The 14,700-nt window shown below is 62.4% G+C and carries 12 protein-coding genes; 9 read left to right on the plus strand and 3 right to left on the minus strand.

Features of this window, described 5'->3' with window-relative positions:
- Window positions 1-29: 29 nt before the first annotated feature.
- Window positions 30-938, minus strand: coding sequence for a LysR family transcriptional regulator (locus FSY59_RS16095; protein WP_148729312.1), 909 nt, complete (start codon window positions 936-938; stop codon window positions 30-32).
- A 114-nt stretch (window positions 939-1,052) separates the two neighbouring features.
- Between FSY59_RS16095 and FSY59_RS16100 the strand changes: the two genes are divergently transcribed.
- The 9 genes from FSY59_RS16100 (at window position 1,053) to FSY59_RS16140 (ending at window position 10,982) form a co-directional block, all read left to right on the plus strand.
- A complete protein-coding gene (locus FSY59_RS16100; protein ID WP_148729313.1) occupies window positions 1,053-2,033 on the plus strand; it encodes a tripartite tricarboxylate transporter substrate binding protein in 981 nt (326 codons plus the stop codon).
- Window positions 2,030-3,277 carry a CaiB/BaiF CoA-transferase family protein gene (locus tag FSY59_RS16105; RefSeq protein ID WP_148729314.1) on the plus strand — a complete coding sequence of 416 codons (1,248 nt, stop codon included), beginning with the start codon at window positions 2,030-2,032 and terminating at the stop codon, window positions 3,275-3,277. Before FSY59_RS16100 ends, FSY59_RS16105 begins: the two co-directional genes overlap by 4 nt.
- On the plus strand, window positions 3,274-4,503 hold the full coding sequence (locus FSY59_RS16110; protein ID WP_003055418.1) for a CaiB/BaiF CoA-transferase family protein: 1,230 nt from the start codon (window positions 3,274-3,276) through the stop codon (window positions 4,501-4,503). The genes FSY59_RS16105 and FSY59_RS16110 overlap by 4 nt, the downstream gene beginning before the upstream one ends.
- A 25-nt stretch (window positions 4,504-4,528) precedes the next feature.
- Window positions 4,529-5,038, plus strand: a complete 510-nt coding sequence (locus tag FSY59_RS16115) for a MaoC family dehydratase (RefSeq protein WP_003055417.1) — start codon at window positions 4,529-4,531, stop codon at window positions 5,036-5,038.
- Between the two features lie 78 nt (window positions 5,039-5,116).
- On the plus strand, window positions 5,117-6,109 hold the full coding sequence (locus FSY59_RS16120; protein ID WP_148729315.1) for a tripartite tricarboxylate transporter substrate binding protein: 993 nt from the start codon (window positions 5,117-5,119) through the stop codon (window positions 6,107-6,109).
- Window positions 6,110-6,123: 14 nt separating this feature from the next.
- Window positions 6,124-7,281 (plus strand): acyl-CoA dehydrogenase family protein, encoded by a 1,158-nt coding sequence (locus tag FSY59_RS16125; protein WP_148729316.1) that lies wholly within the window; start codon window positions 6,124-6,126, stop codon window positions 7,279-7,281.
- A gap of 14 nt (window positions 7,282-7,295) precedes the next feature.
- Entirely contained in the window at window positions 7,296-8,333 is a 1,038-nt protein-coding gene (locus FSY59_RS16130) for an acyl-CoA dehydrogenase family protein (RefSeq protein ID WP_148729317.1), read from the plus strand.
- A 31-nt stretch (window positions 8,334-8,364) separates the two neighbouring features.
- Window positions 8,365-9,153 (plus strand): crotonase/enoyl-CoA hydratase family protein, encoded by a 789-nt coding sequence (locus tag FSY59_RS16135; protein WP_148729318.1) that lies wholly within the window; start codon window positions 8,365-8,367, stop codon window positions 9,151-9,153.
- Window positions 9,154-9,431: 278 nt separating this feature from the next.
- The gene (locus FSY59_RS16140) at window positions 9,432-10,982 is read left to right on the plus strand and encodes a methyl-accepting chemotaxis protein (RefSeq protein WP_003055412.1); all 1,551 of its coding nucleotides are present in this window, start codon (window positions 9,432-9,434) and stop codon (window positions 10,980-10,982) included.
- Between the two features lie 181 nt (window positions 10,983-11,163).
- Here the strand turns inward: FSY59_RS16140 and FSY59_RS16145 are convergent, their stop codons facing one another.
- Window positions 11,164-13,377, minus strand: a complete 2,214-nt coding sequence (locus FSY59_RS16145; RefSeq protein ID WP_148729319.1) for an AsmA family protein — start codon at window positions 13,375-13,377, stop codon at window positions 11,164-11,166.
- A 278-nt stretch (window positions 13,378-13,655) separates the two neighbouring features.
- The gene (locus FSY59_RS16150) at window positions 13,656-14,606 is read right to left on the minus strand and encodes a LysR family transcriptional regulator (protein WP_019042928.1); all 951 of its coding nucleotides are present in this window, start codon (window positions 14,604-14,606) and stop codon (window positions 13,656-13,658) included.
- Between the last annotated feature and the right edge of the window lie 94 nt (window positions 14,607-14,700).

Here is a 14,700-nt window from a genome sequence, read left to right on the forward strand (position 1 = left end):
GAGGCCGGTGCGCGCTGGCCGCTGCGAATTCAGGGCGCTGCCGGCAGCTTGGCATGTTGCAGCGCATGTTCAATGAGCTTTTCCACGGCCCGGCTGCCCGGTGCGCTCGAGTGCACCAGTGCTATGCCCACATGAAATCCGGGCGGGTTGTCCAGCAGGGACAGGCATTTCACGCCGCGTGGCTGAACAAGGTGCGATACGCCTGCGACCAGCCCCACGCCCAGGCCGGAGGCCACCAGGCTCATGATGGTCTGCACCTGCATGGCCTCCTGGGCAATGCGGGGGGTGAAGCCCGATTGCTGGCAGCGTAGCTTGGCCAGCGCGGCGAGGCTGGGTACCGTGTCCTGGGGATACATCACAAAGGGCTCGTGCGCCGCCTCGGACAGAGCGATGGCATCGCGCTGCGCCAGGGGACTGCTGTCCGAGACGGCCAGCATGAACTCGTCCTGATCCAGCGGCGTGAGTTCAATACCTTCGTCAAGCTCCAGCACGGGGTAGCGAAGTAGGCCGGCATCAAAGCGCCGGGTCGTCAGCCCTTCCAGGATTTCGGCACTGGTCGCCTCATAGAACTCCAGTCCCACCTTGGGGTAGCGGTCGCGAAACGATGGGATCAGCCGCGGCAGCAGTTCGTAGGTGGCCGAGCCGACAAAGCCCAGCCGTATCAGGCCGCCCACGCCCTCCCTGGTATCGCGCACAGCCTGGCGACATTGCTCGGCATGAAACAGGGTGGCGCGTGCGCTCTCCAGCATGGCCTTGCCGGCAGGCGTCAGCACGACGCCGGTGCTGGTGCGATCGAACAGGGCGCTGCCCAGTTCCCCCTCCAGCTTGCGAATCGAGATGGACAGCGGCGGCTGAGCCATATGCAACTGCTCTGCGGCACGGTGGAAGTTGCCGGTTTCGGCCAGAGCGATGAACTGGTTCAGTTGCTTGAGGTTCATTGATATTTAATGGATATCAGAAATGAAATTTTTAATATTAGACATTAATTTCATGCCTGCCTAAAGTGGGCTCACAAGAAAAGCACGGCAGCAATTCCGTATCAGGAGACAAACTTGAAGCAAGCACGCAGATCCCTGCTGGCGGCCTTGCTGGGCTTCGGCCTGCTCGGTGCCGGCCTTCCCTCCATGGCTCAGGCCCAGGCCTTCCCTTCCAAGCCGATCAAGCTCATCGTGCCCTTTGGTCCGGGCAGCGGCACCGACACCTCGGCACGTTATTTCGGGCGCAAGCTTCAGGAGCTCACAGGCCAGCCCGTGGTGGTGGAAAACAAGGCAGGAGCCAACGGCTTTATTGCTGTCAAGCAGGTGCTGTCGGCGCCCGCTGATGGCTATACCGTGTTCATCGGCAGCAATTCAACGCTGGCGGTCAATACGGCGCTGTTCAGGCATCTGCCCTACGACCCCTTAACGGACTTTGCGCCGCTGACCATGATGATGCGCTCGCCGGCCATGCTGGCCGTCGCGCCCCAAGCGGCCTACTCCGACCTGAAGGGCCTGATCAGCCATGCCAGGGCCAACCCGGGGAAGGTGAATTTCGGGGCCGGCTCGGCAGGCTATCAGCTGATGGGCGAGCTGCTCAACGACACAGCCAGGATCGAAACCGTGCATGTGCCGTTCAAGGGCGCAGGGGAGACCACCACGGCCGTCGCTTCAGGGACGGTGGACTACACCTTCGCGGAAGTCACGGCAGTGCAGGAACTGGCCCGGGGAGGGCGCGTCAAGATCCTGGCGGTGGCCTCCGACAAGCGCGTGAGTACCTCCCCCGAGATACCCACGGCCACCGAGGCCGGTCTGCCCGGATTCGAGGCCTACACCTGGGTGGGTGCCATGGTGAGCGCCAGGACACCGGCCGCCGAGACTGCCAGGCTCGCCGAACTTTTCACCGCCATCTCGAAGATGGATGAAACCCGTGCCTTCTACGAGCGTCTGGGGGCCATTCCCATGACCGGCGGCCCGGCACAGATGCATGAATTCCAGAAGAACGAAATCGCGCTGTGGAAGCGCATCGTCGTCAAGGCCAAGGTTCCCCTGCAATGAAAGCCAATGACAGCCGGCCGGCACAGGCGCTGCAGCACATCAAGGTGCTCGATCTTTCGCGGGTATTGGCGGGCCCGTGGGCTGCACAGACCCTGGGTGATCTGGGCGCCGAGGTGATCAAGGTGGAAAGACCCGGCAGCGGTGACGACACGCGTGCCTGGGGCCCGCCCTATGTGGCCGACCCCGAAGGCCTGCCGACGGGGGAGTCGGCCTACTATATGTGCACCAATCGCAACAAGCAGTCGATTTCCGTGGACTTCACCCGCGGCGAAGGCCAGGAGATCGTGCGTCAGCTGGCGGCTCGATGCGATGTGCTGATCGAGAACTTCAAGACTGGCGGTCTGGCGCAGTACGGGCTTGATTATGCAAGCCTTAGTGCCCTGAATCCCCGCCTTGTCTACTGCTCGGTCACGGGCTTTGGCCAGGACGGTCCCTATGCGCATCGTGCGGGCTATGACTTTCTGATCCAGGGCATGGGGGGGCTGATGAGTATTTCGGGCCATGCCGATGGCCAGCCCGGAGGCGGCCCCATGAAGGTGGGCGTGGCGCTGACCGACATCCTCACCGGGCTATATGCCAGCACGGCGATTCTGGCGGCCCTGCAGGCCCGCGAGCATACGGGGCGCGGCCAGCACATAGATCTGGCTTTGCTCGATGTCGGCGTGGCCTGTCTGGCCAACCAGAGCATGAACTATCTGTACGGGGACCAGGTGCCGCAGCGCATGGGCAACGCGCATCCGAACACGGTGCCCTACCAGGCGTTCCCGACCGAAGACGGGCACATGATCCTGGCCGTGGGCAATGACGGCCAGTTTGCCCGTTTCTGCCAAGCGGCAGGCAGGAGCGAATGGGCCGAGGACGAGCGCTTCCGGAGCAATGCGGCGCGGCTGGCCCATAGAGCCGAACTGGTGGAGATGATCCGTCGCGTGACGCTCACGCGCAGTACCAGGGCCTGGGTGCAACTGCTGGAGCAGCATGCGGTGCCATGCGGTCCCATCAACACGGTACGTGAGGTGTTCGATGATCCGCAGGTCAGGGCTCGCGGCATGCAGATCGCCATGACACACCCCAAGGCGGGACAGGTGCCCCTGGTCGCCAGCCCCATCCGTTTGTCGGACACACCGGTGACGTACCGCCATGCACCGCCTCAGCTGGGGCAGCACACACTAGAGCTGTTGGCGAGCCATCTGGGCCTGTCGGCCCAGCAAATGCAGGCCTATCAGGACAGCGGAGTATTGGGATGAGCAGCCAGGAATCGTTGAAGCACACGTGCAATGCGGGTCAGGACGAGGCCCTGGGGGCATTGTCAGGGGTGCGGGTACTGGACCTTTCCAGCGTGATTTTCGGCCCCATGGCCAGCCAGGTGCTGGCCGACTACGGCGCCGAGGTGATAAAGATCGAGCCGCCGCAGGGCGACTCCACGCGCCACACCGGCCCGGCACTGGAGCCTGGCATGGCGGCAATGTTCATGGGCTCCAACCGCAGCAAGAAAAGCGTGGTGCTGGATCTGAAGCAAGAGCAGGCGCAGGCCGCGCTGCATGCGCTTTTGCAGGGCGCCGATGTGCTCATGCACAGCATGCGCCCGCAAAAGCTGGCCAGGCTCGGGCTCGATCCGGACAGTCTGCGCAAGCAATACCCGCGCCTCATCTATGTGGGCCTGCACGGTTTTGGCGAAGACGGCCCCTATGCCGGGCAGCCTGCATATGACGACGTGATCCAGGGCATGAGTGGCCTGGCCGATCTCATGCAGCGCCAGACGGGCGAGGCCCGCTATCTGCCCACGATTGCGGCCGACAAGACCTGCGCTCTGGTGGCCGCGCATGCGGTGCTGGCGGCGCTCTACCAGCGCGAGCGCAGGGGCGAGGGCAGCTATGTGGAAGTGCCTATGTACGAAACCATGGCGGGCTTCAACCTGGTGGAGCATTTCTACGGCATGCATTTCACTCCCGCACAGAGTGGCGCGGGCTATCCGCGCGTGATGGCGCCCTGGCGCAAGCCTTACAGGACGCTGGACGGCCATGTCTGCCTGATGCCTTACACCGATGCGCACTGGCGCCGTTTCTTTGCGGCCGTCGGTCAGCCCCAGCTGGCACAGGACCAGCGCTTTGCCACCCAGGCGATGCGCACCCGCCACATCGCCGAGCTGCTGGAGACGATGAGCGGCTACGTGGCGCAAAAGGACACTGCCTATTGGCTGGCCAGCTGCGAACAGCTGGAGATTCCAGCCGCCCCGGTGACTTGCATGGACGATTTGCCCCATGACCCGCACTTGCAGGCCACCGGCTTTTTTGTCGAGAAGAAAGACGCCGCGATGGGGGTTGTGAAATTTCCGCGCTCGTCCGTGCGCATCAACGGTACCCAGCCACCCATAGGCATGCCCCCGCGCCTGGGCGAGCACACACAGGCATTGCTGCGCGAGGCAGGCTGGGACGACGCACGCATTGCGGCCTTGCAGTCGAAGGACTGCTGAACAAACAGCATGAAGCGGAGACAGAATGAGCGTGAGCCATTTGATTTCATCTACTGAAAACCGTGCCGCGGCGCTGGCAGACACGCCGCGCATGGGTCAGGGTTTTGTCTGGCAGGACCTGCGGGTAGGCCAGCAACTGCGCACCTTTCGCCGTACGGTGACCGAGACCGATCTGGTCAACTTCATCAACACCACGGGCATGCTCGAGGCGATCTTCATCGAGGACGGCTATGACGGCGGTGCCATTCAGGGCCGTCCGGTGCCTGGCGCGCTCACCTATACCTTGATCGAAGGCTTCATCCTGCAAAGCATGATCCAGGGCACGGGTCTGGCCATGCTCGAGCTGCACCAGAAGATTCTGGCTCCTGTGGTGGTGGGCGACACCATTGAGGCACTGGTCGAAGTGATCGACATCAAGCCAACGAGCAAAGGCGGTCGTGCGGTGGTGAGTTCGCGGATCGAGGTCTACAACCAGCGTCGCCAGCAGGTGATGGTCTATACCGCCGTGCGCCTGCTGGCCGGGCGTGGAGCTTAGGTCCGCGCTGCTGCGCAGCCGGTGCACCGGTGCGCACATCCCTGTGCGCCGAGATGAGAAAACTACAGGAGACACAAGATGAGCTATCGATTTTCACGTCGGTCCTCGCTGCTCGCCGTTGCCGCGCCGGCCGTTGCCGCGCTGGCCGTTTGCGGTGCGGCGCAGGCGCAGGACAACTGGCCCAGCAAGCCGATCACGCTGATCGTCCCTTTTCCGCCCGGCGGTCCCACGGACATGGTGGCAAGGGTGCTGGCGCAGCAGGTAGGCCAGCAACTGGGGCAGTCGGTCATCGTGGACAACCGGCCTGGTGCCAACGGCAACATCGGCAATGCGCTGGTGGCCAAGGCGCCGGCCGACGGCTACACCGTGCTCTACAACACCTCCTCGATTGCACTGAGCCCTTCGCTCTACAAAAAGCAGAGCTATGACGTCAGCCGGGACCTGCGCCCCGTGGCCTTGACGGCGGTGGTACCGCTGGGGCTGGTCGTCAATCCCAAGCTGCCTGTCGCCACGGTGCAGGAGCTTGTGAAGTACGCGCAGGACCACAAGGGCAAGCTCTCCTACGGCTCGGCGGGCAACGGCAATGTCACGCACCTGGCGGCTTTTCAGGTGGTGCAGCACTACAACATGGATGCAAGCCATGTGCCCTACAAAGGCAGCGCCCCTGCCGACGTGGACCTGGTGGCTGGCCAGATAGATTTCATGACTGACACCATCAATTCGGTGGCGCCTTTCATCAAGGACGGCAGGCTCCGGCTGCTGGCCGTCAGCACGGCCGGACGGATTCCCAATTTCCCCAAGGCGCCTACCCTGGCTGAAAGCGGCATGACCGGGTTCGAGGCCGGTGCTTGGCAAGGCGTGATGGTGCCCGCCAAAACGCCCGATGCGATTGTGGAGCGCCTGAATGCCGAGCTGATGAAGGCCCTCAGGACCCCTGGGGTGCTGGAGAAGCTGCGCGTGCAGGGCACCGAGCCGCTGGGATCCACGCCCAAGGCCTACGGCGAATACATACAGAGCGAAATCAAGCGCTGGGCAGGTGTTGTCAAAAGCACGGGCGTGTCCCTGGACTGAGAGAAAGCAAGACGATGACCATTCTCGATGGACTGAGCCTGACAGGCATTCCGCCGGAAGGCGAGGCACTGCGCGCCGAGGTGCGTGCTTTTCTGCAGGATGCGGTCAAAGACATTCCTGCGCATATCCGCGCCAAATCCTGGAGCGGATATGACCCGGTCCTCAGCCGCAAGCTGGGGGAAAAGGGCTGGATCGGCATGACCTTGCCCAAGGCCTATGGCGGAGGCGAGTGCAGCGCGTTCGCCCGCTATGTGCTGGTGGAGGAATGCCTGAACTTCGGTGCGCCTGTGGGTTCGCACTGGATTGCCGACCGTCAGAGTGCGCCGCTGATCCTCAAATACGGTACGGAAGCGCAAAAGCAGTTCTACATTCCCAGAGTCTGCCGGGGCGAGGTGTTTTTCTGTATCGGCATGAGCGAGCCCAATGCCGGATCGGATCTGGCAAGTGTGAGGACTAGAGCGCTTCCCAACGAGCAGGGTTTCCTGCTCAATGGCCAGAAGATCTGGACCACCAACGCGCATCACTGCCAGTACATGATTGCCCTGGTGCGAACCTCGGGCAGTGCCGAGGATCGTCACAAGGGCTTGTCGCAAGTCATCGTGGACCTGACATTGCCCGGTGTGACGGTGCGTCCCATCCAGGATCTATCGGGTGACAGCCATTTCTGCGAGGTCTTTTTCGAGAATGTGCAACTGTCTGCCGATGCGCTGATCGGCGCCGAAGGACAGGGCTGGGAACAGGTTACCGCCGAACTCGCTTTCGAGCGCAGCGGCCCGGAGCGGCTGTTTTCCAGCATCGTGCTGTTCGATCAATGGCTGCAGTATGCGCGCACGCCGCAGGGTCGCACCGAATCGGGCATGCGGCTTGCGGGCAAGGTGCTGACGCAACTGGCACCGCTGCGCGCGATGTCGGTATCCGTGCAGCAGAAGCTGACCCAGGGAGCAAGTCCTGTTGTCGAAGCCGCGCTGGTCAAGGAGCTGGGCACGACACTGGAGCAGATGATCCCGGCGGCCATTGCCGAGGAGCTGTTTGCCCGGCCGGCCGAGGATGTACCGGTGGAGCTGCTGCTGACGCTCAAGTACGCCACCGAAGCTTCTCCCTCGTTTTCCTTGCGCGGTGGCACGCGTGACATTCTGCGCGGCATGATCGCCCGTGGACTGGGTTTGCGCTGATCGGAGACAAGTTCATGAGCAATAACGATTTGTTTGCAGATGCCGCACGCAAGGTGCTGGCAGACTGCTGCACCCCTCAGGTGATTCGCGAGATCGAGAGCGCAGGCAGCCGCTCAGCGGCCGTCGCCCGGCTATGGCAGCAGCTGGAGGAAACCGGCTTGGCCGATGCCTTGCTGGCCGAAGAAGAGGGAGGTGCCGGTCTGGGCCTGTGCGAGATATTTGGCGTGCTGGAGCAATGTGGAGCTCACGCCCTGCCTCTGCCTCTGGGAGAGACCATGCTGGCACGGGCCATGCTGGCGCAGGCGGAGATGGCCTGCCCGGCCGGCAGCATTGCGCTGGCGCAGGGTACGGTGCAGGCCGATGGCGGTTTGCATTGCGCGCTGGTGCGAGGCGGGCAAGTAGCGGACTCGGTGCTGGTTCAAGTGCAAGAAGAAGCTGGGGTCTGGCATCTGCTGAGCGTGTCTCAGGCTGGGCTTGTGCCGCACGCTCTGGTGCTTGACGCGTCGTTGACCTGGGTGCCCGAGCAGTTGCGGGCCGCCAGCGTCATCCGGCCCGGGCCGCAATTCGATGTCCGGAGCCTGCATGCCACCGTGGTGGCCGCGCAGATGGCGGGGGCCATGCGTGACGTGTTCCAGCGCAGCTTGCAATATGCGAACGAGCGTCAGCAGTTTGGGCGCCCGATTGGGAAGTTCCAGGCGATCCAGCATCAGCTGGCAGTCATGAGCGAGCATGTTTTTGCCGCCCGCATGGCGGCTCAGATCGGTTGCAGCGGTGAAGGCATCGTGCCTGACAGATTGCGTGTGGCCGTTGCCAAGGCTCGCTGCAGCGAGGCGGCTCTGGTGGTCACCGAACTTGCGCATGCGATTCATGGCGCGATTGGCTTCACTGAGGAATATGACCTGCAGCTGTTTACCCGCAGATTGCATGCATGGCGCCTGACGGCCGGCAGCGAAGCCTATTGGCAGGCACTGGCAGGGCAGGCCCTGATGTCGCAAGAGGGCATGACACTGGATCTGATCCGGCGGATCACCGATGTCGAGGTCCTGGCTTGAAGCAGCTCAACAACTACGGAGACCATGGAACATGGCATTTCTGAACATTGAAAGCGATGGCGGTATCTTGACCGCCACCATGAATCAGCCGGAGACACGCAATGCGCTGACCGGCAATACGGCGGTTGCGGAATTCGTGCAGCTCTGCGCAGATGTGCGCCTGGATGCCAGCGTGAAGGTGCTGATCCTGACCGGCGCCGGCTCTATCTTCAGCTCCGGCGGCAATGTCAAGGACATGAGGCGCTATTTCGATGACGCACTCACTCCCGACATGATTCGCGAGGAATATCGCCAGGGCATTCAGCAAATTCCGAATGCCCTCTACCAGCTGGATGTTCCCGTGATCTGCGCGGTCAACGGCCCGGCCATCGGCGCAGGTCTGGATCTGAGCTGCATGTGCGATATCCGGATTGCGTCGGAGAATGCCACTTTTGCGGAGAGCTTTGTCCGCGTGGGCATTGTTCCCGGTGATGGCGGGGCCTGGTTGCTGCCACGCGTGGTGGGGATGTCGAAGGCCAGCGAAATGGCTTTCACAGGAGAGGCGATCAGCGCAGGCCAGGCATTGGCCTGTGGTCTGGTGAGCCAGGTCGTGCCCCCGGATGAACTGCTGCCGGCCGCCAGGGCATTGGCGCTCAAGATCGCCGCCAATCCGGGCGGTGTGATGCGCATGACCAAGCGTCTGCTGCGCGAGGGCCAGAATGCCACGCTGGCTTCGCTGCTCGAAATATCGGCCGGTTATCAGGCAATTGCCCATAAAACGGCAGATCATCGTGAAGCCGTGACGGCCTTTGTCGAGAAGCGGGCTCCTCGTTTCTCATGAGCCGGCAGGCTTGTGTAGCCAGACCAGGTAACAAAGACAGCAAGGGCGCATTTTGCGCCCTTGCTCGTTTTGGCGAAGGCGGCAGCGCCTTGCTTGCTGCGTTGATGCTTCGGGTCGGCCAATCCGGCGACGTAATCCCTGGATAATACCGATTACATCATGTTGCGATTTGCCATAGGCGAATGGCGCGACAAGCAGCTCGGTCGGGTTGGCCCATTTCATATCAAGAAATGGCCGCTTTGCGGGCCATGTATTTTTCTAAGAAATGGATGAAAGCGATGAGATTGACCAAGCTGAACATTGGTGCCCGGCTGGGCCTGGGGTTCGCAGTGGTGTTGGCGTTTGCCGTGGTGATCACGGTGATCGGCATCTGGCAGCTGCACTCGGTGGGCAAGGCCACGCAGCAGATGATGCAGGAGCCGCTGACCAAGGAACGCCTGATCAGCGACTGGAACAGCAATGTCAGCGTGGCCGTGGCCCGCACCACGGCCATCGCCAAGAGCAGCGACGCAAGTCTGGTGCAGTTTCTGGCAGCGGACGCGGCCGCCACTACCAAGAGCACGGCCAATGTGCTAAAGCAGATCGAGCCCCTGATCTCCGAGCCTGCGGAGCGCGAGATCCTGGACAGGATCATGCAGGTGCGCAAGACCTATCTCGCCAGCCGCGACAAGGTCAGCCAGCTCAAGGCCGACGGCATGGCCGAAGAGGCTGAGTCCACGCTGATCAACAGCTATGTACCGGCCGCCCAGAGCTATCTGAAGCTGCTCGGAGAGCTGCTGAATCTGCAGCGCACCAGCCTCGACGCCAAGGCTGCGGAGGTGGAGCAGATCGAAAGCAACAGCAAGACGTATTTTCTGGTCCTGGCCTTGCTGGCCCTGGCTATCGGCACCGCCAGCGCCTGGCGTCTGACGCAAGGCATCACCGCTCCGCTCAAGCATGCGGTCGGTGTGGCCCGCCGCGTGGCCGATGGTGATCTGACGGCCCAGATCCAGGTGAACAGCAGCGATGAGACCGGGCAGCTCATGCAGGCCTTGCACGATATGAACACCAGCCTGGATAGGCTGGTGGGGCAGGTGCGTCAGGGCACGGACAGCATTGCCACGGCATCCGGCCAGATTGCGGCGGGCAACCATGATCTGTCTGCTCGCACGGAAGAGCAGGCCAGTTCCCTGCAGCAGACGGCGGCATCCATGGAGCAGCTCACTTCCACCGTCAAGCAAAATGCCGATAACGCCAGTCAGGCCAATCAGCTGGCGCTGTCGGCCTCCGATGTGGCCGTCAAGGGCGGCATGGTGGTGTCGCAGGTGGTGGAGACCATGGGGGCCATCAGCCACTCATCGCGCAAGATTTCCGACATCATCGGCGTGATCGACAGCATTGCCTTTCAGACCAATATCCTGGCGCTGAACGCTGCCGTGGAAGCGGCCCGTGCCGGCGAACAAGGCCGTGGCTTTGCTGTCGTGGCATCGGAAGTGCGCTCTCTGGCCGGTCGCAGCGCTGAAGCAGCCAAGGAAATCAAGCTGCTGATCCAGGCGTCGGTCACCAAGGTGGAGGAGGGCAGCGTGCAGGTCAGTCAGGCTGGCCAGACCATGGATGAAATCGTCAGCAGCGTGCAGCGCGTGACGGACATCATGGGCGAGATCACTGCGGCCAGCCATGAGCAGACCAGCGGCATCGAGCAGATCAACCGTGCCGTGGCCGAGATGGATCTGGTGACCCAGCAGAATGCGGCCCTGGTGGAAGAGTCCACGGCTGCTGCCCAATCCATGCAGCAGCAGACCAGTGATCTGTCGCGCATGGTCAGCGTCTTCCGCCTCAAGAGCGTCTGAACTTGTGACGCTGCCGCAGTCCAGGCTGAAGGGCTTGCGGTTCGCTTCTGCTTTGCTGACCTCCGAGGCATGAAATATGGTGTGAGGCACTTCCGCCATATTCCGTCCGATCGGCCTCCTGCCTTCTTCGCAGTGGGCCAGGACTCGGTGCCGAGATCGGGCTGTGAGCTGCTTGCCCGTCTTAGCGATTGCGTACCTGGGTCAGCAATTGCTTGCAGTTCACATCGTCGTCTGCCGCAGGCACGGTCAGCGGCACCAGTGCCAGTGCTGCTGGTGCAAAAACTGCAGCAGCTACCGCAGCCCCGGCACGGGCTGCCAAGGGGCCGGGCTCCAGGCCCACATCGGGCTTGGCAAAGCTGCCGCGCACATAGAGCGGCGTGCGCAGCGAGAAGAACTTCCACTTCAGCGATTCGGGGACGATGCGCAGATCGAGCTGCTCCTGTGCCAGATTGATCTGGCCCGTGGCCTCGACCACGGCTTCGGTGGTGGCCAGCTTGGCGGTGCGTGGCCGGGCTATGCCTTGCTGAACATTGAGGTCGGCCACGGCGCAGCGCAGTTGCACTTCCTTGTCGTTGCCAAACAGCTTGGCGATGACGATGGAGCCAACGTTCAGTCCTGCCAGGTCCAGCAGTTGCGCGCTGAAGGTGCCATCGCGCACATACAGCCGCAGCGAGCCATTGCCTGTGCCCAGCCACTGGGCCAGCGACTCGCCTTGCCCGGTGAGGGCGACTGCGCCATCGAGCTGGCCCAGGCTTTTCTTCATCTTTTCGACCTTGGGGAACAGCGCGGAGAGCTTGAGCGACTGCACCTGTCCATTGAGCTTGGCAGCTACCGGCTTGGCATGGCTGTCCACGCGGGCATCGATATTCAGCGTGCCTTCGGCGAAGCCGAACTTCAGTGGCGACAGGGTGAGCTTGCCGTTGTCCAGCAGAGCGTGCACGCTGAGATTCTCTATGGGCAGGGCTTCAGGACGCAGGATATGGTTGCTTTCATAGCGCAGATCGAGATCCATCTTGTCCCAGTTCTCGGTCTGGAACTGGACCTGCGGCAGTACCCTGCCGTTGACGGGCTGGGGCTTGCCGGAGCTGCCGGAGGGTGCTGCGCCGATGACCGGACCCAGATCCACCAGCCGCAGTTGTTTGGAGCGCAGCTGCGCTGTCAGCTTGGGCCGGGGCTGGGCCGAGCGGTACTGGAGATCGCCGCTCAGATCGCTCTGCCCCAGCCTGCCCTTGAATTTTTCGTATTGCCAGACGGCCTTGCCTGGCTGAAGGCTGCCGATCAGGTGGCCGCTGGTCTCGAACGGGGGCGTGGCGGGCAGCAGCAGGCCGGTGAGCTCAAACAGGTCGGCCATGCTCTTGCCGAGAACCTTCACTTGAAAGTCCAGACCGTCCAGGGTCTTGGGGTTGTCGAGAAACCCCTCAGCGAAGGCTTGCAGGCTACCGACCTTGGCCGAGATGCGCAGCGGAAAGCGCAGCCTATCCTGGCGCAGATCTAGTACCTGCCCGGCCAGACCCTGGGCCTGAATCTGCGCGCGGGTCTTGCCCTGATGCAGATAGCCAGTGAGGCCGAAGCGCATGCCATAGGGCTGGTCGGCGCTGACCGGTCTGCGCAGCGTGTCGATACGCGCGCGCACAGCCATGTTCTTGATGGCGTCGGACCAGCCCAGCACACCATCGCTGATGCGCAACTGGCCTATGTCAAGGCTCCACTTGGGGCCGCTGCTGGTGGGCTTGTCAAACGTCCAGTTGTTCTCGCCCTTGTCATTGCGGGCCAGCACCATGTCGGGAGCCTGCAGCAGCAAGGAGTCGAGCTGTACATGACGGGCCAGCAGCGGCCAAAGGCGCAGGCTGGCCGTGGCATTCGCGGCGGTGATCATGGTGCGGGCATCGCGCTCGGGCGGTTGCCGGCCGGCATCGGCTATGGCGTCGTCGTCATCTGCGGCTGTCCTTTTTTCGTTCGCTGCCTGGCCTTGCCCGGGCAGGCGACCGGTGTTGAGTTCCTTGGGCGTTGCAGGCAGCACCGGCTGCTTGTCATCGGCTTTTTCAGGTGCCTGTTGCACCAGCCAGCCCTGGGGTTGCGAAAGTGTCAGATCGCTGGCATGCACCACTACGCCGGGCACCCAGTGACGCCATCCCGTATCGAGAGGCTGTGGCCAGGTCCACTGCAGCTGCAGATCGCCATTGATGGCGAATTCGCGGCCTGTGGAACTGCTGACTTTTTCATTGATCCACGGTCTGAGCTTGTTCCAGTCCATGAAGGCAATCAGCAGTGCCGCTGCCAGAATCAGAGCCAGCAGCAGCGCCATCGCAATGGCTGCCCAGCGCAGCCAGCGACGTGCCAGGCGCGAATGTGCAGAAGTGGATTCAGGGGCTGAAGTACTGGTGGTGTCGACCATGGCTGTTGCATCCTTTTTGCCACATGCTATTACGCATAGGTGAAATGCCTCGTCATCCAATTGCCTGATGCAGGCTTGCCCGCATGTGATCAGCTCAGACGTCGCGACCGATCCGGGATCGGTGTGGCAGTCTGAAGCCTGCTGGTGTCACGAGTGCAAGCATCTGCGGCAAAGGCTGCGGCGCTTCATGAAGTGCTGTGAAGTGCTGCGCCATTGCGCAAAAGCATCCTCGGCGTTGAGGCGCCTGTGCGTCTCCGGTGCCTGCCGATCCTTTGCAGTCAGACGGCAAGATTGCCGATGGACCAGGAAACACCGGTATCAAAGTTTGCCTTCAATTCATCTGCGGCATTTTCTAGCTCTGTCAGAAACATTTCCATTGCGGCTGCCATCGCGTAGCCGGTTCGCTGATAGGCGCAGCTGTGCAGCAGTGCCCCGGCATCGTGCAGCGCACGCCAGCTCAGACGCTCGGCTGCCACGTCTTCCGCCACATTGTCCGGCAGCATGAAGGCCAGTGCCTGGCCGCTTGCCACCAGGCGACGGGCCATGGGGATGCTGCTGGTTTGCACCAGTGGCTGGGTCCGGCTCAGCGCGCCATCGCCCAGGCGTTCCAGCATGCTGCGCAACTCCATGTCGGGAGACATCATGATCAGCGGATAGGCCAGGCAGTCGCGCAGACGCAGCAGTCGTGGCCGCATGCGCAGAGGGTGGTCCGGAGCCATCACCACCCCCAGGGGCTGGGCCCAGGAGCGCATTTCCTCGACCCCGGCAGGAGGTGTTCGGCGCAGGCAATAGGCCACATCGATCTCGCCCTGCGCCACATGTCGCAGCAACTCTTCTCCAATGCCGGCACGCACGCTGAAAGTGATGTCTGGGTAACGCAGATGCATTGCCGCTATCACCTGGGGCACGAGGTATTCGGCTGTTGCGTGGGGAACTCCCACGCTGACATGCCCGTGGCGCAAGGCATTCAGGTCTTCAACCTGGGCCAGTGCATTGTCAAAGTCGCGCTGGCTGCGTCTGACTGCTGCCAGCACGATCTCGCCCGCCACCGTCAGCTGCATGCCTCTGGGGAGTCTGTCGAACAGGGGCTGACCCACCTGCGCTTCGAGATTGAGGATTTGCTGGTTGACCGCTGCAGCGGTCAGGTGCAGCGTTGCCGAGGCCTTGCGAACCGAACCTCGGCGCGCCACCTCGTCAAAGCATCGAAAAGCCTGGGAAATTGCTGGCATGTCCTGAGTGTAAATTTTTTTCTGACACCTCTTAAAAAACAAACAGCTATTCCTGACGCTGTTGAACTTCTAGAGTGGCAGCCATCAATCCCTC

The sequence above is a fragment of the Comamonas sp. Z3 genome (assembly GCF_008121565.1).
Classification (GTDB): Bacteria; Pseudomonadota; Gammaproteobacteria; order Burkholderiales; family Burkholderiaceae_C; genus Comamonas; species Comamonas brasiliensis.